This is a genomic window from Gordonia sp. SGD-V-85 (genome assembly GCF_001456905.1).
Classification (GTDB): Bacteria; Actinomycetota; Actinomycetes; order Mycobacteriales; family Mycobacteriaceae; genus Gordonia; species Gordonia hongkongensis.
In genome coordinates, this window is record NZ_LNQO01000013.1 from 74,242 (window position 1) to 95,381 (window position 21,140).

A 21,140-nucleotide genomic window follows, 5' to 3' on the forward strand; every position below is an offset into this window, starting at 1 on the left:
CCGGAACGTCAGCGTTGCGGTCAGCGCGGTTGCAACCGTGGTCGGCCGGTGCGGAGCCGACCAGACTGTCGCCGACCAGTCTGCGATCGAAAGGACCCCCGATGACGTCCACTGTGCCGTCCACCGAGCAAATCAACCGGCCCACCACCGGAACGACGGACGAGCGTCTAGACGAGGTGTTCGCACCGATCTTCGCCCGGATCGCCGAAGGCGCCGTGCAGCGCGAGGACGACCGCAGGCTCGCACACGACGAGGTCTCCTGGCTGCGGGAGGCGAAGTTCGGCGCGCTGCGCGTGCCGGTGGAACTCGGCGGATACGGTGCGTCGATCCGGCAGTTGTTCCGGCTGCTCATCGATCTGGCTGCCGCGGAGTCCAATCTGCCGCAGGCCCTGCGCGTGCACTGGTCGTTCGTCGAGGACCAGTTGTCCGCACTCCCGGATGAGGCCGCGCAGCAGTGGTTGCGCAAGGTCGGTGAGGGGACGCTGGTCGGCAACGCAATCACCGAGCCCGGCGTCGGTGCCATCGACCGCTATCAGACGCGCCTCACCCCCGACCCGGCGAGCGCGGACGGCAACGGGTTCCGGCTCGACGGCACCAAGTACTACAGCACCGGCAGCCTCTACTCCGATCACATCCTCGTCGCCGCAGACCAGGACGGGGAGCGCGTCTCGGTGCTCGTCGACGCCGACGCCGACGGTGTCACCCAGCACGACGACTGGGATGGCTTCGGCCAGCGCCTGACCGCGAGTGGCACCACCGAGTTCGCTGGTGTCGAGGTGCCGGCCGAGCGGGTGCTCGGCCCGGGTTACGGCGGGGAGGGGCGCACCTACGCGACGTCGTACCTGCAACTCGTGCAGCTCTCGGTGCTCGCGGGCATCGCGGCACGCGCCACCGACGACGTCGTGGAGTGGGTGCGTAATCGCACGCGCACCTTCACGCACTCGACCGCCGACCTGCCGCGTCATGATCCGTTGGTGCAGCAGGTGATCGGCCGGTTGTCGGCGGCGGCTTACACCGCGCGCACGCTGGTCCTCGACATCGCCGACGAGCTCGACGAGCTCGCCCTCGCCGGCTGGGAGGACGCCGCGCTCCTCGACCGCGTCGAATTCGATGTCGCCCGTGCCCAGGCCGCCGTCATCCCCGCCGTGCTCGACGCGACCACGCAGCTCTTCGAGGTCGGCGGCGCGTCGATCACCTCCGAGCGTCTGCGCCTGGATCGCCACTGGCGCAACGCGCGGGTGATCTCGGTGCACAACCCGCTGATCTTCAAGCTGCAGGCGGTCGGCGACCACGTGCTCAACGGCGCCGACCTGCCGTACGCCTGGAGCGCCGGGCAGAAGTAGCACGCCGTGCCGCTACGCTGGCGGCCATGCACCGGATGGCCGCGGCGGACGCGGTGTCGTACTGGATGTCGCAGCGCATCCCGAACGACGAGTTCCTGGTGTATTGCTGTGCCGCGCCGCGCAGTTCGATCGAGGACTGCGCGGCGCGACTCCGGCTGCGGGCGGCGCATGTCGACGATCTGTGCCTCCGGATACGAGATGTCCCGGGCACGGCCGACCGCCCGTACTGGGAATCCGTCCGGCCCGCCGACGACCAGGTCCGCGTGGCCCCGTCGAGCCGCACGTGGTCGTCGTGTCTGACGGAGATCGCCGGGCTCATCGCCCAACCGCTCGATCCCACGCGGGATGCGTGGCGGGCGCACCTCTTCGGTCCGGTCGTCGACGTCCCGGCGGCGACGGGTCCGGTTGTCGTCGTCGTGCTCCAGGTCTGTCACGCCCTGGGTGACGGACGTCGGATGTCGCGGATCGCGCGCGACTGGTTCACGGCTCCTGCGCCTCCACGACGACCGGTGTCCGAGGTGCGTTCACCCTTCCGCGAGTTGATGGTCGACGCCGGTACGGTGCTCGGCGGAGTGCTTCGATTTCCCGGCGAGTTCGTCACGACAGCGTGGCGTGGGGTTCGCGCGGCGCGTCTCGCCTCGGCATCCGTGCCGGGAACGGCGGGATATGCGCCGACTCGGTTGAACGTCCCTCCCGGACCGCGGCGCATCCTGCGTGTGTTGGTCGTCGCGCGTGATCAACTCAGCGGACCCGGAGTACCGGTCACGGTCGCCGTACTCACCGCGATCTCGGTGGCGCTCCCGGAGTATCTGGGTGACCGGGATCGGCGATACGGCGCGGAGCTGACGGTCGGGCGTGGCGGAGAAGGTCGAGCGCGCAACCATTTCCGCAACGCGGGGATCGATCTGCACGTCGACGTCGACGATCTGGTCGAGCGCGCACGACTCATCGACGCCGAGATCGCCGCCGCACGCGCGGCCGAGGCCGACCCGCTGCGGGCCGCGCAGCGTCGGGCGTCGGAGTCGACACCGGCGATCCTGACCCGATGGGGGAACCGATCGTTCGATCTCGACCACCCGCCGGCGACGGTCACCGGCGTCACGGTGGTCTCGTCGGTGAACCGCGGGGCCGCCGATTTCGACCTCGGCGGCGGTGAGATCCTTTTCACCACAGGATTTCCCGCGCTGTCGCCGGCTCAGGGACTGACTCACGGCGTACACGGAATCGGCGACCGGATCGCGATCTCGGTGACCACGAGCCCGGATGTCATGAACGATGTGGATCGGTACGTGGAACTGCTCGCGCGAGCGCTGGGTGTCTGAGTGCACGCCGCGGCGGCCCCTCCGCTCGGCACCGAAAGAACCCCAGACCCAGTTGCGGAGAGCGCGTCACGCCCCTGCTCCCTGAGGAGCGTCCGGAGCTTGCGGAGGGCGCGTCACCCCCTGCTCCCTGAGGAGCGTCCGGAGCTTGCGGAGGGCGCGTCACGAAGGGTCTTCGCAACCCGACTCACCAAGACCCTTCGTGACGCTCGCAAGCTCGCTCCTCAGCCTGGATCCGTGGACGGGTGCGGGGTGTCGATAACGTGAGAATGCCCTCTGAGCTGGAATGATTGGTGGTGTTGAGACACAAAACATTCCAGCTCAGAAGGCACTTTCAGTGAAAGTATCGCACACGTTCTCCGCCACGTCCGCCATGTTCGACGACGACAACCTGGTGTCGCACGCCGGACTGGAAGCGGTCATGTGAATCGCCCCGGGTTTGCTGGAGGCTCGGTTAGTTGGTTCCAGCGGATGCCGGGACCGGGTTCTCACGGTAGCTGGTGACCGTGTGGGTCGACCAGTAGGCGTCCTCGTACTCGACGGGTGGGACGTGGCCGATCTCGCCGTGCAAACGGCGGTGATTGAACCAATCGATGTACTCGGCGACGGCGATCTCGACCTCGCCGACACCACCCCAGCCACCTCGAGGACGCATCACTGGGTTGCGGATGCATTCGGCCTTGGACAACGAGTTGAACGCCTCGGCCATCGCATTGTCATACGAATCACCCTTAGAGCCAACAGAAGTCACCGCATCGGCTTCGGCGAGGCGTTCGGTGTAGCGGATGGCTCGATACTGGGCGCCGCGGTAGGAGTGGTGAATCAGCCCGGCCACGTCCTGGCCGGCACGCGAGCGCGCCCACAACCCCATATCCAGGGCGTCGAGCGCGAGGTCGGTGCGCATGGTGGTCGAGACCTGCCAGCCCACGACCATCCTGGAGAACACATCGAGGATGAACGCGGCATACACCCACCCCGAGTGGGTGCGGATATAGGTCAGGTCGGCCACCCACAGCGCGTTGGGCGCCGCCGCGGTGAACTGCCGTTGCACACGATCTGCCGGTCGTGGAGTTTCGGCCCCCTCGCTGTGCGTGGTCTTGCGTGTCTTCAACCTCGTTATCCCCTGCAGCCCACCAGCTTTCATCAACCGTTCGACAGTGCACCGGGCCACGCGGACACCCTTCCTGCCTAGTTCGGCATGGACTTTGCGGGCACCGTAGACGCCGAGATTATCGGCATGCACAGTGCGGATCTCGCCGAGGACCTCGCGGTCACGGACCACCCGTGGCGCCTCGACTCGTCGAGAACTCAGATGGGCTCGCACCGTGGACGGAGCGATCTGGGCGGACGTATCGCGCAATGCCGCACAGATCGGATCGACTCCGTGTTCGCCGCGGAAAGTGGCGACGAACTCCACGATCAGCGCTGCGGGCGGTCGATCTCCGCCGCGAAGAATGCCGAGGCCTGCTTCAAGATGGTGTTCGTCCGCCGTAGCTCACGGTTCTCCCGTTCCAGCTGTGCGATCCGCTCGGCCTCGCTGGTCGTGGTACCCGGTCGGACGCCGCCATCGATCTCGGCCTGCTTGACCCAGGTCCGCAGCGCCTCCGGGTGCACACCGAGTTGATCGCCGATCCGTTTGAGCGCTCCCGGCCGCGTGACCGGGTCCTTGCGGGCCTCCACCGCCATCCGCGTCGCCCGCTCCTTCAGCTCAACGCTGTACTTCCGTGGTGCTGCCATGCTCTCCATCCTTCACAGATTCGAGAGCCTCCGACAAACCCGGGGCGGTTCAGCCGGCGCCGGTGTGAATTTCTCGTCATCTCATGGCCTCAGCCTAATCCAGGCTCAGTGTGAGACAGGCTTGTTCCGGTTCGCCGTGCCCCCGCTTAGGGTTGCTCAGCCTGCAACCGCGTCTTGTCATCTGGAGCGGTGCCACGACGGGAACTTCGACCCATGCGCGGGCCCGAAAGGCGCGCTTACTGTGTTACTGGCCTGTAGGCGCAGCGAAGAACGAGGCATGGATGTCGGATGAAGTAAGTCAGTCCAGCACCGGCGAATACTCATGGTGGACGAAGTTGCGCCATGGCCTGCCGCGTAGCACCGTGATCTTCTTCGCGTTGGCGTACCTGATCAGCTGGTCGATCTGGTTACCGATGCTCTTCGCGCCTGACAGCCTGCAGTGGCTGCACTACGTGGGAAGTCTCGGCCCACTGATCGCGGCGGTCGTACTCCGGTGGCGCGACGGGGGACGCGCGAGTGTCATCGCATTGTGCTCTCAAATGTTCCGCTGGCGAGTCCCTTTTGTGTGGATAGTGTTCGCAGTCGCATTCCCGCTGGCGCTGTTCGGTCTCGGCGCCGTGGTTTCGACTTTGGCAGGCTCGCCCGTCGACTGGTCAGAGTTCCTGGGGTCGAAGGAGTTTGCTCACGTGGGTTGGCTGCTCGTCCCGATTGAGATCGTGTTCTTCGGATTCGGCGAGGAGACAGGCTGGCGCGGATACGCCATCCCCAGCATGCAGGATGCCGGCTGGACAGCGTACGGAGCCACGACCATCTTCGCCGTGGGATGGGCTGGCTGGCATCTGCCACTGTTCCTCTATCCCTACGGATTACAGACTCTGGGACTCCTGATGATTCCTGGTTGGATTCTGAGTCTATTGTTCGGCGCCTACCTCACGACGTTTCTGTTCAACAGCGCACGCTCGAGCATTCTGGTCATCGCGATCTTTCACGGCATGGTCGATATCGTGTCCATATCCCGGGCGGCCACCGACATCACTCTCCTAATCGTCAACGCCGGACTCATCGCAACCGCCGTCGGCGTCACCATCGTCTCCGCTCCGGAGCTCCGGGGACTGTCGCTGATTCGGTGTAAGTGGTTGTGATCGCCCCCGGCGTGGGGCAGGAGGAATCACGACGATGACCGACACAATCGGAGGCGTGGATGCCCCGGTGGCAGGGCCGGTTCAGACCGGTCAGGAACACGATGTCACCACTGCGGATGCGGTGCGTGAGCTCTCGAAGGCCGAGCAGGCTTTGGTGAGCGATCTGGTACGTAGCTCACGCGCTCAGGGAGTGGCGCTGACCGGTCCTGGCGGGCTGCTCAAAGCCTTGACCAAGAGCGTCCTCGAAGCCGCGCTCGATGAGGAGATGACCGAACATCTTGGCTACGACAAACATGACGTGGCCGGCCGCAACACCGGCAATTCGCGTAACGGCACGCGCGCGTAACGGCACGCGCGCGAAACGGGTGCTGACTGATGCGTGCGGGCAGGTGTCGATCGAGGTCTCCCGCGACCGCAACGGCACCTTCGACCCGGTGATTGTCGGTAAGAGCAAGCGTCGCGTCACCGATGTGGATCGGGTGGTGCTGTCGCTGTATGCCAAAGGCCTCACGACCGGTGAGATCTCGGCGCATTTCGCCGATGTCTACGGTGGGTCGGTGTCGAAAGACACCGTCTCGCGCATCACTGATCGGGTCATCGAGGAGATGGTGGGTTGGTGGGCGCGCCCGCTGGAGAAGGTGTACGCGGCGGTGTTCGTCGACGCGATCATGGTCAAGATCCGTGACGGGCAGGTGCGTAACCGGCCGATCTATGCTGCGATCGGTGTTGATCTCGACGGGCACACAGACATCCTCGGCATGTGGGCCGGTGACGGGGGCGGCGAGTCGGCCAGGTTCTGGTTGGCGGTGCTCACCGACCTCGAGAATCGGGGTGTCCGCGACATCTTCTTCGTTGTCTGTGACGGGTTGAAAGGGTTGCTCGACAGTGTATCTGCCGCATTCCCGTTGGCCACGGTACAGACGTGCATCATCCATCTGATCCGGAACACCTTCAAGTACGCCTCCCGCAAGTACTGGGATCAGATCAGCGCCGATCTCACACCGATCTACACCGCGCCGACCGCCGCTGAGGCCCGGCTGCGGTGGGAGGAATTCGCTGAAAAGTGGGGGACGCCATACCCGGCGATCGTGGCACTGTGGGAAAACGCGTGGGAGGAGTTCATCCCATTCCTTGACTACGACGTCGAGAATCGGCGAGTGTTGTGCTCCACCAACGCGATCGAAAGTCTCAACGCCCGCTACCGGCGTGCGGTGCGCGCTCGCGGGCACTTCCCGAACGAGCAGTCCGCACTTAAAACGCTGTACCTGGTGACCCGGTCACTGGACCCAAAGGGTACCGGTCAGACGAAGTGGGCCGTACGCTGGAAGCCAGCGCTCAACGCCCTGGCCATCACGTTCGCCGATGGTATGCCCGCAGCCGAAGAACGCTGACCCACCGAGCAATCGGAAAACCGCCGCTTACACCGAATATCGGACAGACCCGAAGGGCTCGCACTGCGCACAACGGTTCTTTCGTGATCCACGACGGCGGCCGGGCCGCGTCACGAAGGGTTGGCGACGAAATGTCCCCGGTCTCATCGAATTCGACTTGATCTGCGCCGCCGACCATAGCCAGATGTCGAGGACTGCGCGTCGGGCGCGATTTCTTGTCGGTGGTCGGGTCTACCTTGGACGTATCAATTGATCCGGTCAACCAGGCCGGGTGGCAACGACTTCGGGGGGAGTCACTGTGGGGGCATGGACCGATCTGCCGGGCGAGTTCCTCGCCGGGGTCGATCCTGCTTGTCCGGCCGATGCCGACACCGCCACCCATATGCAGCGTCTGGGGTCGATCCGCGCGGGCGAGTCGTATCTGGCGTGGTGCCGCTACCAGACGATCCTGGTGTTGTGCGATCGGCTGCTGACCACGGTCGGCAACAGTTACGTCTCGGACGGTTTCGGTGACATCGTCGCCCGGGTCTCGCGCGAGGCCGGGATCACCCGCTACCGGGCGGGGATGCTGGTCGACGAGGCGCTGTGTCTGCGTGACCGACTGCCGCGGGTGTTGGAGACGTTGCGCGACGGCATCATCGGGCCGCACCAGATCCGCGAGATCATCGGACGCACCCACTTGGTGTCCGATGATCACCTTCTCGACCCCGACGACCCCGACAGCCGCCGGATCATCGAGGTGCTCGACGAATCGATCGCCGACCTGCTGCGCTCCCGGTCCGGGTCGTGGTCGACGTCAGGTTTGCGCGACATGATCGACCGCCTGGTCTTCGGCCACGACGCCGACGCCGTCCGCGAACGGCGCCGCGAAGCGCTCGACAAACGCGGGGTGTGGACCGAGCACCACGGTGACGGCACCGGTGAGATCACCGCGGTCATGGCCGCCGAGAACATCCGGGCTTCCAACGCCTCGGTACGGGAGTTGGCCGCATCAGTGTGCGACCGCGATGGCCGCACCCTCGGGGAACGCAAGTCCGACGCCATGTGCGCGTTGCTCACCCGAACAGCGTTCACCTGCGCGTGCGGTCAGTCCGACTGCACCGCAACATTGCCCAATCCTGCCGGCGCCACCGCGGGTACCGAGATCGTGATCCATGTCGTCACCGACGCCGACACCCTGGCCGGCGGGTCCGGACCCGGCTGGGTCGACGGGCACGGAGTGATCTCCGATGACCATGTGCGCGACCTCGCCGCCCGGCCCGACGCGACGATCAGGCCGGTCACCCCCATTCGCACACCACCCACGCAGGTCGTCGCCGGCGAGGGCGGATACGACGACGACACCAAGCGGACGGCGAACATCGCCGCGCCACAGCCGGATACGGCGGGCACCGACACCAACGCCGATGCCGGCGGCGCGGGTGACGCGTCGACACCCCCGACTTCGACCTCATCGTCGACGGAGCCGGTGTCGTCGGAGATGGTGGTGGTCTACCCGGCTGCCCTGCCTGGTGACCCGTACCGGCCGACGAGTGCGTGTGCGGAGTTCGTGCGGGTGCGCGACGGCTACTGCACCGAGCCGGGTTGCACGCGTTCGGCTTTCACTGCCGATGTCGATCACGTCGCCGAGTACGACCACGCCCGACCGGCACGCGGGGGTGCGACCTCGAGTGAGAACCTCAACGCCAAATGCCGTCCCGGTCATCTGCACAAGACCCACGGCGACTGGACCGATGTGCAGTACCGCGACGACGAGGGCCGCCTGGTCACCGAATACGTCACGCCCGAGGGGTTTGTCATCCCCGGCGAGGCCGAAACCCTCGAAGACCTCTTCCCGAACCTGCGTCGCATCCGGTTCGAACAAGCCGCGAAAGCACCACCCAGTCCGCGGACCATCGTGCCCGAACGGCAAGGCAGACAACAGCAAGGCCGACAACCGCGCACGATCACCGAACGCACCGCCGCCAAACACGCGAAGCGGCGAGAAGAACGTGCCCGCAACAACAAACAGCGCGAAGCTAACCGCCGCGCCCGGAACGAGGCAACCCACCATCAAGCGACAACCCACGACGACGAGCCCCCGCCATTCTGACCCGGCGCTCGGCGTGGCCTGTGGCGGCTAACTCCGCGGGTACCCGTTCGTGTCCGCCGGGGCGTCTCCGTGTCCGTTGCCACCCGACCCCTTCGGCGGACGGGTGAGGCGTTTGGGAAGTCGCTCGGCGAGACCGCCGAGCGGTGCGACCGTCTGGTTGAGCAGGTCGACGGTCTCGGCGAGCTCGTGGACCGTTTCCTGCATGGCGAGCAGGTTGGGCCCGAGCTGCCCGATGACCTCGGTGAGCTCGGAGATCCGGTCCAGCGGCCCGCCCGGTGCGATCGCGCGCTCGACCGCGCCGTTCTCGCCCAGGAGCTGATCGAGCAGGCCGTCGTCCTCGGCGAGCCGGTCCAGGATGCCTCCCGCGGCGGTCACCTTCTCCAGCACGCCGTCGGGCGCGGTCAACTTGTCGACGATGCCGCCCTCGGAGGTGAGGCGCTCGAGGATGCCCTCGTTCTCGGTGAACTGGTCGACCACGCCACCCGGCCGGGTCAGCCGGTCCAGCGGTCCACCCTTCGCGGTGAGGCGCACCAGGATGCCTCGTTCCTCGGCGACCTGGTCGAGGAGTCCGCCCTCGGCGGTGAGCTTGTCGAGCGGACCGTTCGGGGCGGTGAGCCGGTCGACGACACCCCCGGGATCGAGAAGTCGTTCCAGCGGACCGCCGTTGGCCAGGATCCTGCCGAACGGCCGCTCGGGGCCGAGTAGTTCGGACAGCTGGTTGAGGAGAGCGAGCGGCGTCCGGAGTGATCCGAGCTCGTCGGCGTCGACGCCCACTGCCAGTGCGATCTCGTTCTGCACGCTCCCGGCCGTGATGCGGGCGATGGCGACTGCGGACTCGGCTGCGCTGAGCACCACCCCGGTGACCGCGAAACCGAGTCGGAACGGCATCTCGACGAGCGCACGGCCTGCGTCCGCCGTGGCCACCGGTCTACGGTCGACGCGGCGACGGTCGGGTGGCGGCCGATCCGGAAGGGACTCCATGCTTTCCGACCCTAGGCCAACGGACCGGCGTTCGGGGCGAGGGTTCGGTGATTCCGAAGGGCGGTGTCGCTACCGCGCACCGGTCGCCGGCGCCTCTGCCGCCTTGGCGGCCTTCGCCGCCTTCTTGAAGTCGCGGACCTTCTGCAGCGACTCCGGGCCGGTCACGTCGGCCACCGACCGGAACCCCTTCTTGCTGTAGTCGCCGGCGACCTTGGTCCAGCCCGACGGCTTGACGTCGAGTTGCTTGGCGACGAGCGCGACGAAGATCTTGGCCTTCTGGTCGCCGAACCCGGGAAGGGCGCGCAACCGCTTCATCAAGTCCGCGCCGTCGGCGGCCTCGGTCCAGATGCGCGCGGCGTCGCCGCCGTACTCCTCGGCGACGACTTTCGCGAGCGCTTGGACCCGGCCGGCCATCGACCGTCCGTAACGGTGGATGGCCGGGGGAGTGGCACACAGGTCGGCGAACGCCTCGGGGTCGGCGTCGGCGATCTCGACCGGATCCATCGTGCCGAATCGGTCGCGGATCTTGGCCGGCCCGGCGAAGGCCCGTTCCATCGGGAACTGCTGGTCGAGGAGCATTCCCGTGAGGAGGGCGAACGAATCGGTCGAGAGGAGTTCGTCGGCCGCGGGTTCCTGCGCGATCTGGATCTTCGGCATGGGGTCGATTCTGGCAGACGGCACCCGCGTGCGGCTCTAGACTGCCCCCATGATGAGCGGGGAGAACACGGTCGGCTTCGAGAACGGCAGACGCCGGCGGGGGCGCGTCGGAGTGGGAACGGTCGCGACGGTGGCCGGCGTCGTGATGGCGCTGGCGGTATCGCTGTTCGGTGCCGGCGTCGCCGTGGCCGCGCCGGCAGACGACGGGGCGAACTACGTCACCACCCTGCGGTGCGACAGCGTCAACCCTTGGCCGGCAGGCACGGTCAAGGTCCGTGTGGACGTGTTCAACCAGATCCGGCACCCCGCGGACGGACTACCCGGACCCGTCATCGCGCTCATCGGCACCGACCGTGCCCGAGCCGTGGCCCTCGAATACACCTACGAGGTGTCGGTGTCGTGGCGGAACCTGCGGACCGGACGTACCGGCGTCACCACGGTTCCCGGCCGCGGGTACACGGTCAAATGGCAGGTCGACATCCATCCGGGCAGCGGTCCCGTCGCCTTCACGATCCGTCAGAAGATCGGTGCGCTTGCCTTCTTTCCGATGACCAATCCGAAGTACTCGACCTGCTCGGGCCGCGCGGTCGCCTGACTCACCGTTCGGCGAGTCCGCCGATCAGCAGGTACTGCGCGGTGAAATAGCTCGCGAGCACCCAGGCCTCGCCGGCCACCCGGAGTCGAGTGTCGGTGACCAGGTGTCGTCGATTGATGATCGCGAGGTCGGAGAGCAGGAAGAACCACCCGCCGGCCCGCAAGCGCGGCTGCGGCGCCGGCACGTCCGCCGCCAGCGCCGACATCGTCGCGAGCGTGTTGCCGTACGTCCCCAGAACCGGCAGCAGGGCAGGGCGGTGTCGGCTCAGCACCGTCGCCGACTCGGCGAGAACGCCCACCCGCGGCGTGACGGACCGAACCGACGGTCGTGCGCCGGCACGCCACATCGCGACCGCGTAGCTCAACTGTGCGCCCGCGAAAGACGTTGCACCCCTGCGGAGACAACGATCCTTCGCCGCCGGGTCGTCGTGTTCGAACTCCTCCTGCAACATGAACCGGTCGCCGAGCGCGGAGAACCCGACGACGGACGCCAGGGCGACGGTGTCGGCGACCGGGCGGCGTCGTGCTCCGGCGGCCACCCGCGCCGCGAGAAGCGCGATCGGCAGCGGTTTGGTGATCGCGGCGCTGCGTCGATCACCGACCGAACCGGCGATCGTAGCTGCCGCGGCAGTGGCCGCATAGGCGATCCGGAACGTTCGGTTCACCGCAGGACGCGGGCGACGAAGGCGCGGATGTCGGTGTCGGAGAACCGCTTCGACTGGGCGCCGTCAAGCGTCAGATAGGTACGCGCCGACACCTTGCTGTCGCCGACCCGGGCGTCGTTGAGGTACTTGAGGGTGAGCGGTACGACGACGGAGGTGTCCTGCAGGGTCTGCGTCATCAGGACCGGACGCTCGAAGCCGCGAGTGGGCAGCTCGGTCGCCTTGGTCAGCAGGGCGGTGAGTTCGGTGTTCCCCGACAGCGGTTTGGTGAACAGCGAACCGATGGCGAGACCGTCCACCTCACGCGCGAACTCGGTGACACACGACGCGGCGGCCTTGGTCAGCCATTTCTTGCCGGTGTCGGTGAGGTAGGCGTCGAGATCGAGGTCGGAGTGCGCGTTGCGGATGGCGCTCAGCGTGTACAGCGCGTCGGCGGCCAGCCCGGACGGCATCGCCGCGGACGACGGCCCGAGATTGGCCACGAGCGAACCGAACTGGGCGGGAATCGAACTCGCCGCGGCACCCTTGAAGTCGAGCTTGCCGCCCTGGATGGTCGGGGCCAGTCGGGCCAGCGTGATCGCGGCCGCGGCTCCCTGGCCCTCGCCGACCACTGCCCACGAGCGCGACAGGTTGTCGGCGATGTCCCGAGAGGCGCGCACCGCGTCGACGATGTTGCGGGCAGTGGCCTCGAGATCGTAGTACTGCGGCGTGCCGGGGGTCCCGACGCCCGCGTAATCGGTACTGACGACGGCATATCCACGACCGAGCCATCGCTTGAGCTCGTCGGTGTCCTCGGCGGTGGGCCGCGACGACGGTGCGCACCGGTCGGCGATGCCGCGCGAACCGTGGGCCCAGGCGACGATCGGCCAACCGCCGGCCGGCGCCCGCCCGCCCGGCACCATCAACACGCCCGAGGACAGATGGGCCTTGCCGTCGGCGCCGGTGCTCCAGTACGTGAAGTCGTTTCCGGACCCGGCGCCCGCTACCGTACGTGCCCGGGGGAGTTCGCGATTGGCGTAGACGGCGCCCGGCGTCTGTCCCGGACCTCGCGTGTCGACGGTGCCCGCATTGTCGTCGGCGGGCGCGCTGTTGTCCGTCGACGACGGTTCTGCCGACGGCTCGGCCACGCCTGGCGTCGATGTTCCCGGAGGTTCGGCCGCGGCCGTCGCCGTCATGCCGAAGGCGGCCGGGGCCACGACGATCGTGAGGGCGGCTGCGGCCGCGAGGGCGCGTGCGAGGTGGGCACTCCGTGGTTTCGAAGTGTTGCCGTGGGGGTTCATGTGTCGTCAGTTCGTTCTGTGAGGCGTGACAGGATGCGAAAGGCGTTGTGTGTCAGGCATTGACGATGCCGACGGCAGGTAGGAACCAGCAGTTCTGGGTACCGTTGCTGGCGTTGCCGAAGACTGCCGACAGGATGGTGCCGCTGCCGGTCTTCACCGGTGCCAGCCGGACCCCGGACAGCAGGGGCAGCGCCGTCAGCGCGGTGCGGTCGGTGATCGGGTCGAGATCGGCGAAGCCGCCCTGGAGCGTGCTGGTGTTGAACCACGCGACCTGCATCTTGCCGCCGCTACCGGCCGTCGGCGAGGCGGGCACGAAAGCGTATGCGGTCTCGCCCTTCTCGACGAGGTTGAGCTTCTCGGGCAGCTTCACGCCGGGGATCATGTCGAGCAGCGGCTTGAGCTGGGTCAGGGGGTCGGTCTTCATCGGCCACGGACCCGCCACGGCCCCTGCCCCGGCGGTGACGAGTCCGAGCGGGTTGTCGGCGGTGGGTGCGGTGCAGAACGGCGACACCGACGGGGTGAGCGTCTGGATGCCGAGCGTGCGCAGCAGGGCGATGGGGTCGGTCGGGGCCGCGACCGGAGTGGCGGCCGACGCGGGTGCGCCTTCGGCGGCCGCGGGGAGCGGGAGAGCTCCCGCACGCCCGGCGATGTCCTCGACCGAGAGTTGTCCGGCGCTCCCCATGATCGTCTGGGCGGCCTGCACGGCGATCTGGTCGACACCCGCGGCCTTGAGCAGACGTACCGCCCCGGCCAGCTCGGCGTCGAACGGGATCGACAGCGCGCCGAGCAGATTGGCGGGGATGAGGGGCTCGGCCGTCGCCGGCGCCGAGGTGGCGGTGAGGGTGGCCGCCGCGATCGCCACACCCATGAGACCGGCGCCGCAGCGCTGGATCGCGCGGCTGCGAGTGACGCGACGCGGAGCGTCGGAACGCGTGAACCGAGACGTGAGGGACATGGCTCTCCTTGGGGCAACCGGCTGTGACGGCCGAGCACCCGCCACGTGTGGCGGGTGTGACAGATGGGACTCGAGTTACAAGAGACCACGAAGACTCGGAACCCGGCAAGTCGCGAGTCCGACCTGTGACATGGGCGCGATCCGCGAGAGACCGAAACCGCGGCGAACTGCGGGTTCAGTGCCCGCGAGCACGGCCTCGGACCGCCGCACAGAGGCCGACCACCGTCGGCACGCTCAGCTCGCGCCGCCGATTCCCTTGCCGATCAACACGACTCCGATGACCAGGATCAGCACCGCCATCACCGTCGCGTTGTTCGCCTGCAGCCACGACTTGTGGCGGTCGAGTGGATCGCGCAGGCGGGCCGCGGCGAGCTGGTAGCCCACGACCGGGACCACGACCGAGGTCGAGGCCAGGAGTGCGAAGATCGCCACCGCGATCACGTCCTGCGGCATCGACAGCGCGCCCGAGGTGATCGAGACACCCGCCGCCCCGCAGAGAACGAGATTCTTCGGATTGATCGCCGCCAGCGCGAACGCGGTACCCATGGCGGTCACCGGACGCATCTCGTCGATGGCCGACATCCACTTCGGCGTCGCGGACTCCGCGTGCCGGGAACGCCACTGACGCAACCCGACGACGAGCAGGACGACACCGAGCGCGATCTTCACTTAACCGGGCGACACCGCGACACCCACCGCAAGGGGTAGTAACTCACCGAGCAGGGGTCCCATCGAGAATCCTCACGAAGTGGCCGCCGACCGTGTCGTCGTACGCCATGGTCGCATCCCGTGAGGAACTCTCGACCGGTAACGAACGAAGGCACCCCGCGATGAGTCGGGGTGCCTTCGTCTGTGAGAGGAGAAGAGATCAGATGATCGCGAGCCCGATCACCGGGACGATGGTGCAGGAGACGACCTTGCCCTTCGTCTTCGTGGTGACGTTGCCGTGGATCGCCGAGATGACGCGGCCCTTGCCGGTTCGCGAGATACCGGTAAAAGTGCCGGGGCCTTCCTTCACGTTGATCTTCGGGTTGCGCTTGAGCGTCGTGGTACCCGTGCGACCGGTGTCGACGTTGAACCAGCTGACCGTGAGCGGCGCGGCCTTGTTGTCGATCGCCGGACCCGTGCCGAGCGAGGTGTAGACGTAACCGCTCTCGCCGCGCTTGGGGCCGGGGGCGGGTGCCTCCTGCGGTCCGGCGGTGACCAGGGCGCGACCGAGCGAACCGCCGCCGGGGATGCAGCCGAGGCCGAAGGTCGGGTAGAGGAATTCCTGGATCTTCGGGGCGTTCGGGCCCTGCGGGATCTCGGGATCGCCGGGCTTGGGCTCGGCGGCGAGCTGACGCGCGGCCTGCTTGCGGCCGGGTTCGCCGAGGAAGTCGGCGATCGAGCGCCAGATCTTGCTGACCTCAGCCGGCATACCGGGGGTGTCGGCGAACGACTGGGCCTGGCGGAGCAGGTCGACCGAGACCTTGCCGTCGGGTCCGGGCGTCGCCACGGAGCCGATGATCGCGGGAGCGAACGCGCCGAGCGAGTCCAGCACGCGCTGGTCGACCTTCGGGGCCGGGGCGGCCTGCGCGGCCATCGGCATCGCGAGTGAGGTCGCCGCCGCGAGCGCCGACACGGCGACGAGGAGTCGACGGGTCCGGAGTCGACGCGGGGCATGGCCGGATCGCAACCTCAGTGGCCGGGAGAAACGCACTGGTGTGTCCTAACGGTCGTGGCGCCGACGATCAGTCGATCAGCGCCTCGCGGGTCGTGTCATCCGCCCGGGTGTCGGGTAGCGGACAGTCCATCCTCTCACCCGGGTCGTCGCGGGTCATTCTAAGCCCCCCGCGGGTTCCACTGTCCAGACCGCCGGTCTGTTACGGGTGGGGTTGTTGTGGTAATTGATGCAATTGTTATCGAAGTGACGTCGGGGCGGTTGAATCGTACGGACAGGCGGCAACCTGGTTGGATGAGGAGAATCGGGGATCGGGGACGGTCGAACAGGAGTCTGAAGTGACAGAGCTGCGCGCTGACGCGTCGGGTCGCCCACGCGGGAGGTCGCGACTGACGCGCCTGGTGGTCGGTGCCGTCGCCGTCATTCTCGCCGCGACGTCGGCGAGTGCGTGCGCCGACGACTCGTCGTCGGGCGCCGAGGTCACGCTGCTCACCCACGATTCCTTCGAACTGCCGGAGTCGGTGATCGACGGGTTCCGCCAGGAGACCGGACTGACCCTGAAGATCGTGAAGTCCGGGGACGCCGGGCAATTGGCGTCGACGGTGTCACTGACCCCGGGTGCGCCCAAGGGAGACGCGGTCTTCGGCATCGACAACACCTTCGCCTCGCGTCCGATCGACGCCGGCGCCCTGGAGTCCTATGAGTCACCCGCCGCGGCCGACGGTGCCGCCGATTTCGCGGTGCCCGGCGCGGAGGGGCAGCTCACGGCCGTCGACCGCGGGGATGTGTGCCTCAACATCGACGACGGTTGGTTCGAATCCAGGTCTCTGACCCCACCGGCGAGCCTCCGCGACCTGACCCGCCCGGAATTCGCCTCGCTCACCGCGGTGACCGACCCGGCGACCTCCTCGCCGGGCACGGCGTTCCTGCTCACCACCGTCGGTGCGCTCGGAAACGGCTGGCAGGACTACTGGAAGCAGGTCGTCGGCGGCGGCGCGACCATCGTCTCGGGCTGGGAGGTCGCCTACAACCAGCTCTTCACCGCCGGAGAGGGCCGTGGCGACAAACCCATCGTGCTGTCCTACGCCTCGTCGCCGGCGGCGACGCCCGGGACGAGCGCGCTGCTCGACAGCTGCTTCCCGCAGGTGGAGTACATCGGCATCCTGAAGGGCACCCGGAACTCGACCGGCGCCCGCAGGCTCGTCGATTTCATGCTGAGTCCCACTGTGCAGAAAGAACTCCCGAACTCGATGTATGTCTACCCGGTGCAGCGCGACACCCCGCTGCCCGCGGGATGGCCGGCGCGCGCGGAGGTGCCCGCCTGGATGTCGTCGTTGCCGCCCGCCACGATCGCGGAGAACCGCGAGATGTGGCTCGATCAGTGGCGTGCCGCGGTCGGCCGGTGACGACTCGGTGACCCCGGCCGGGACAGTGGTGACCCGGGTGGCCCGGGCCGCCGGACCGGTTGCGCTGTGGGTGGTCCCGGCGCTGTTCGTCGTGGTGCTGTTCGCCTGGCCGGTGATCGCGCTCGTCCGGCGCGCCGTCACGATCGCCCGTGACTCCGGGGTGGGCCTGATCGAACTGCTCGACCGCACCGACGCCCTGGGGCTTCTGGGCGTCACCCTGGGCCAGGCGGCCGCCTCGACGGTCCTGGCGCTCGTCGCCGCCGCACCCATCGCGTGGTTGTTCGCCCGGGTCCGCGGGACCACCGCGGTCGTGCTCGCCGTCGTGGTGACCGTGCCATTCGTGCTGCCGACGGTCGTCGTCGGTGTCGCCTTCCGTTCTCTGCTGTCCGGCCCATTGGCGTTCCTGCACATCGAATCCGGGCTGCCGGCCGTGCTCGCGGCACACATGTTCATCAACATCGCCGTCGTCGTCCGCGTCGTCGGGGCGGCCTGGCGCAACCTCGACCCGCGGCTGCTCGAGGCGGCACGGTCGCTCGGGGCGGGCCGGATTCGGGCGACCATGACCGTGGTCGTGCCGCGCCTGGTGCCCGCCACGGCGTCGGCGGCCGCGCTGATCTTCCTGTTCTGTTCCACCAGTTTCGGCGTCGTGATCATTCTCGGCGCCGGGGAGCTGCGGACCCTGGAGACCGAGATCTACACGCAGGCCATCGGATACTTCCGGATTCCCGAGGCGGTCGCGCTGTCGATGCTGCAGATCGTGGTGGTCATGGCGGCGCTGCTGCTGACGCGGGTGTTCGCCGATCCGGCGAGCCGCGGATCGGGTGGCGGCGCCCGGCGGGCCGAACGGAACCGCAGGGTCGCCGGCGGCCGCTGGACGCGGCCGGCGGTCTGGGTGGTGGGGGCGTGGACAGCTGTCCTCCTCGTCGGACCGGTCCTGGTGCTGATGGTGCGGTCGGTCCGACCGGTCGCCCACGGCGACTGGACCCTCGCCGGCTACCGCGCACTGGCCGAACCCGTCAACGGGGTGACGCCCCTGGAGAGCCTGCGCTATTCGCTGGTGACCGCCACCGCGGCGACCGCCATCGCCCTGGTGGTCGGTACGCTCGCCGCCGTCGCGCTGCATCGCGCGCACGGAGTCGTCGGGGCGATCGGCTCGGCCGTCTCGCTCATCCCGCTCGGGATCAGTGCTGTCACACTCGGATTCGGCTACCTCATCGTGCTGGCGTCGTTGCCGTACGAGATCGCCGCATCGCCCGCGGTCATCCCACTGGTCCAGGCCCTCATCGCGATTCCGGTGGTCATCCGCATCATGATGCCCGCACTCGAGTCGGTGCCGGTCCGGTTGCGGCATGCCGCGGCGATGTTGGGAGCCACGCCGTTTCGCGTGTTCGCGACCGTCGACCTGCCGATCGTCGGAAGGTCGATGGGGGCTGCCGGTGGGTTCGCCTTCGTCATGGCCCTGGGCGAGTTCGGCGCGACGAGCTTCCTTGCCCGCGCGGACACGACCACTCTTCCGGTACTCATCGGGTCCGCTCTGAACCGCCCGGGGGCCGAGAACCTGGCCACCGGCATGGCCGCCTCGGTGGTCCTCGTCATCGCGACGGTCGTCGCAGTCGTCGTGGTCGAGGCGTTCCGGCCCCGCTCGGAGGTGCCGCTGCTGTGACCCCTGCGAATTCATTGGAGGTCTCCGACCTCACGGTCGCGTACGGCGGCGAGACCGTCATCGACGGTCTGTCGTGGCGGCTCGGGGGAGAAGGGTCACTGGTGACCGCGATCCTGGGCCCGTCGGGGTGCGGCAAGTCGACCCTGATCCGGACGATCGCCGGACTCGAGTCGCCGGTCGGTGGAACGGTGCGGTTCGGCGGAGTCGACCTCGCCGGCGTCGAGGTCCATCGGCGGGACTTCGGGGTCGTCTTCCAGGACGGGCAACTGTTCGGCGGGCGCAGTGTCGCGTCGAACGTCGCGTACGGGCTGAAGGTGCGGCGCTGGTCGCGCCGCGCCATCGCCGATCGCGTCGCCGAGATGCTCGACGTCGTCGGACTCACCGGTTACGACAAGCGTCTCGTCGAGACCCTGTCGGGCGGCCAGGCCCAACGGGTCGCGCTCGCGCGTGCCATGGCCCCGCGTCCGCGTCTGCTGTTGCTCGACGAGCCGCTCGCCGCGCTCGACCGGCGGTTGAGAGACGAATTGGCCGTGGAGATCTCGGAGATCGTCCGAGCGGCCGGCGTGCCGACGATGGTGGTGACCCACGACCACGCCGAGGCGGCCACCATGGCCGACGAGATCGCGGTCATGCGGGACGGGGTGATGATCCAGACCGACGTTCCGGCGGCGCTGTGGCGACACCCGGTCGACGAGTGGACCGCGCGTTTCCTCGGCGCCACGACCGTCGTCGATGCCCAGGTCCGGTCGGGCGTCGCGCAGACCGTCCTCGGTGAGATGCCGCTGGATCGTCCCGACGGTCCGTGCCGGCTCGGCCTGCGGCCCGAGTCGGTGGCGATCGGACCTACGCCGTCCGATGCGCCGGAGAGGCCGGGAACGACGGCGACCGTCGTGCTCGTCGCCGAACTCCCGGCCGGCCCGCGCGTGCGCATCGACACCCCGGTCGGCGAGATCGATGCGGTCACCGATGCCTTCGTCGCGATCGGCGACCGGGTGCGGATGCGTCTGGTGCCGGAACGGGTCGCGGTGATCGGGTCGTGACGCCGCGTGGGCCGGCGAGGCGGTCGTCGTGCCGGTGACACGGCGAGACGTGCTGGTCCCGCCGGGACTGATGGTCGTCGGAGCGACATCGATGTATCTCGGCGCGGCCGTCGCCGTCGGCCTGTTCGACGTCATCTCCCCGGCCGCCGTCGCGTGGTTGCGGATCGCCGGGGCCGCGCTGGTGTTGCTCCTGTGGGTGCGTCCACCCCGCGGCGCCTGGCGCTGGGAGCGATTGCGCCTCGCCGGATGCTTCGGGCTGATCACCGCCGGGATGAACATCGCCTTCTACGAGGCGCTCGCGCACCTGCCCCTGGGCACGACCGTCGCCCTGGAGTTCCTGGGCCCGATCGTGGTGGCCGCGTTGGGTTCTGCGACGCGTCGCGACGTCGCCGCACTCGTCCTGGCGGCGGTCGGCGTGGTCCTGATCGCGGACGTCCGATGGTCGGGAACGGCGATCGGCGTCGTCCTGGCGCTGACCGCGGCCGCCTGCTGGGCGGGGTACATCGTCCTGGGCAAACGGGTCGCGGCGCGAGGCACGGGCGTCGAGGACCTGGCGACCGGTTTCGCGGTGGCCGCGTTGCTCACCGCGCCGCTCGCGTGGTGGGTGGCCGACGCGGTACGCGCGGGGGCCGCGTTGCCGGTGGTCCTGGCCCAGGGGTTGCTACTCGGCATCGCCTCGACCGCGGTGCCGTACGCACTCGACCAGATCGTGCTGCGGCGGGTCGGCCAGGCGAGGTTCGCGATCCTGCTCGCGCTGTTGCCGGTGACGGCGTCGGCGATCGGGTTGCTCGCGCTGGCGCAGGTGCCGCGGCCCCTGGAAGCGGTCGGGATCGCGCTCGTCGCGGTGGCCGTCGCCGTGCGATCGGTCGACGACGACAACCGGTCCGACGATCGTGCGGCGGAGATGCCGCCGGGGTGACCGGGAATCAGGCGGCGCGCGCCTTCTTCAGTGCTTTGTGCAGCTCTTTCTTCGACATGTCGGAGGTGTCGAGCTTGCGCATACGGTGGATGACCACCGGGCAGCGAACACAGCGCGTCGAACTCTTGCAACACTTCTTCTTGGGCTTCAGAGAGCCCACCTTGGTCGGGTCGACCTTGCCCATACGGCGAGGTTAGCAGACCCTAACTACGACTCTTGTGGGTGCTGTGATCGCGGTCTCACCGCCCGAGCCGATAGTCTGTGACGTTGAATCCCTAGGTGATCTGCTCCCCGCGCCG

The 21,140-nt window shown here is 68.2% G+C and carries 17 protein-coding genes, 2 pseudogenes and 1 other annotated feature; of the genes and pseudogenes, 10 read left to right on the forward strand and 9 right to left on the reverse strand.

Annotated features, from left to right (window positions below):
• Positions 1-101: 101 nt before the first annotated feature.
• A complete protein-coding gene (locus AS181_RS15790) occupies positions 102-1,343 on the forward strand; it encodes an acyl-CoA dehydrogenase family protein (protein ID WP_058252507.1) in 1,242 nt (413 codons plus the stop codon).
• 26 nt (positions 1,344-1,369) lie between these two features.
• Entirely contained in the window at positions 1,370-2,665 is a 1,296-nt protein-coding gene (locus tag AS181_RS15795) for a WS/DGAT domain-containing protein (protein ID WP_058252508.1), read from the forward strand.
• Between the two features lie 451 nt (positions 2,666-3,116).
• Here AS181_RS15795 and AS181_RS15800 read toward each other — a convergent pair.
• Positions 3,117-4,399: pseudogene (locus AS181_RS15800) on the reverse strand (IS3 family transposase).
• Positions 3,993-4,121: a sequence feature (AL1L pseudoknot), on the reverse strand. Its footprint overlaps the pseudogene before it by 129 nt.
• Before the next feature lie 281 nt (positions 4,400-4,680).
• On the opposite strand from AS181_RS15800, the gene AS181_RS15810 reads away from it, so the two are divergent.
• The 3 genes and pseudogenes from AS181_RS15810 (at position 4,681) to AS181_RS15820 (ending at position 9,024) form a co-directional block, all read left to right on the forward strand.
• Positions 4,681-5,541: a CPBP family glutamic-type intramembrane protease gene (locus tag AS181_RS15810; RefSeq protein WP_082652954.1), complete on the forward strand. Its 861-nt coding sequence runs from the start codon at positions 4,681-4,683 to the stop codon at positions 5,539-5,541.
• Between the two features lie 34 nt (positions 5,542-5,575).
• Positions 5,576-6,932, forward strand: a pseudogene (locus tag AS181_RS15815) (IS256 family transposase).
• Between the two features lie 298 nt (positions 6,933-7,230).
• Complete coding sequence (locus tag AS181_RS15820) at positions 7,231-9,024, forward strand: HNH endonuclease signature motif containing protein (protein WP_058252511.1); 1,794 nt, start codon at positions 7,231-7,233, stop codon at positions 9,022-9,024.
• Between the two features lie 27 nt (positions 9,025-9,051).
• Here AS181_RS15820 and AS181_RS15825 read toward each other — a convergent pair whose 3' ends face one another.
• On the reverse strand, positions 9,052-10,005 hold the full coding sequence (locus tag AS181_RS15825) for a hypothetical protein (RefSeq protein ID WP_058252512.1): 954 nt from the start codon (positions 10,003-10,005) through the stop codon (positions 9,052-9,054).
• 69 nt (positions 10,006-10,074) lie between these two features.
• Positions 10,075-10,662 carry an HhH-GPD-type base excision DNA repair protein gene (locus AS181_RS15830; protein WP_058252513.1) on the reverse strand — a complete coding sequence of 196 codons (588 nt, stop codon included), beginning with the start codon at positions 10,660-10,662 and terminating at the stop codon, positions 10,075-10,077.
• Between the two features lie 49 nt (positions 10,663-10,711).
• Between AS181_RS15830 and AS181_RS15835 the strand changes: the two genes are divergently transcribed.
• Positions 10,712-11,257, forward strand: a complete 546-nt coding sequence (locus AS181_RS15835) for a hypothetical protein (RefSeq protein ID WP_058252514.1) — start codon at positions 10,712-10,714, stop codon at positions 11,255-11,257.
• A gap of 1 nt (position 11,258) precedes the next feature.
• Here the strand turns inward: AS181_RS15835 and AS181_RS15840 are convergent, their stop codons facing one another.
• The 5 genes from AS181_RS15840 to AS181_RS15860 form a co-directional block, all read right to left on the reverse strand.
• Positions 11,259-11,921: a lysoplasmalogenase family protein gene (locus AS181_RS15840; protein ID WP_058252515.1), complete on the reverse strand. Its 663-nt coding sequence runs from the start codon at positions 11,919-11,921 to the stop codon at positions 11,259-11,261.
• Positions 11,918-13,198, reverse strand: a complete 1,281-nt coding sequence (locus AS181_RS15845; RefSeq protein ID WP_058252516.1) for an alpha/beta hydrolase family protein — start codon at positions 13,196-13,198, stop codon at positions 11,918-11,920. Before AS181_RS15845 ends, AS181_RS15840 begins: the two co-directional genes overlap by 4 nt.
• A gap of 52 nt (positions 13,199-13,250) precedes the next feature.
• The gene (locus AS181_RS15850; protein ID WP_058252517.1) at positions 13,251-14,153 is read right to left on the reverse strand and encodes a hypothetical protein; all 903 of its coding nucleotides are present in this window, start codon (positions 14,151-14,153) and stop codon (positions 13,251-13,253) included.
• A gap of 234 nt (positions 14,154-14,387) precedes the next feature.
• Positions 14,388-14,822 carry a GAP family protein gene (locus tag AS181_RS15855; protein WP_265965993.1) on the reverse strand — a complete coding sequence of 145 codons (435 nt, stop codon included), beginning with the start codon at positions 14,820-14,822 and terminating at the stop codon, positions 14,388-14,390.
• A 199-nt stretch (positions 14,823-15,021) separates the two neighbouring features.
• Positions 15,022-15,852: an Rv1157c family protein gene (locus tag AS181_RS15860; RefSeq protein WP_058252518.1), complete on the reverse strand. Its 831-nt coding sequence runs from the start codon at positions 15,850-15,852 to the stop codon at positions 15,022-15,024.
• 299 nt (positions 15,853-16,151) lie between these two features.
• On the opposite strand from AS181_RS15860, the gene AS181_RS15865 reads away from it, so the two are divergent.
• The 4 genes from AS181_RS15865 (at position 16,152) to AS181_RS15880 (ending at position 20,841) form a co-directional block, all read left to right on the forward strand.
• Entirely contained in the window at positions 16,152-17,219 is a 1,068-nt protein-coding gene (locus AS181_RS15865; RefSeq protein ID WP_058252519.1) for a thiamine ABC transporter substrate-binding protein, read from the forward strand.
• A 7-nt stretch (positions 17,220-17,226) separates the two neighbouring features.
• On the forward strand, positions 17,227-18,882 hold the full coding sequence (locus AS181_RS15870) for an ABC transporter permease (protein ID WP_058252567.1): 1,656 nt from the start codon (positions 17,227-17,229) through the stop codon (positions 18,880-18,882).
• A complete protein-coding gene (locus AS181_RS15875) occupies positions 18,879-19,922 on the forward strand; it encodes an ABC transporter ATP-binding protein (RefSeq protein ID WP_058252520.1) in 1,044 nt (347 codons plus the stop codon). Before AS181_RS15870 ends, AS181_RS15875 begins: the two co-directional genes overlap by 4 nt.
• 70 nt (positions 19,923-19,992) lie before the next feature.
• Positions 19,993-20,841 carry an EamA family transporter gene (locus AS181_RS15880; protein WP_058252568.1) on the forward strand — a complete coding sequence of 283 codons (849 nt, stop codon included), beginning with the start codon at positions 19,993-19,995 and terminating at the stop codon, positions 20,839-20,841.
• 7 nt (positions 20,842-20,848) lie between these two features.
• Here AS181_RS15880 and AS181_RS25170 read toward each other — a convergent pair whose 3' ends face one another.
• A complete protein-coding gene (locus AS181_RS25170) occupies positions 20,849-21,025 on the reverse strand; it encodes a hypothetical protein (RefSeq protein ID WP_091344396.1) in 177 nt (58 codons plus the stop codon).
• Positions 21,026-21,140: the final 115 nt, after the last annotated feature.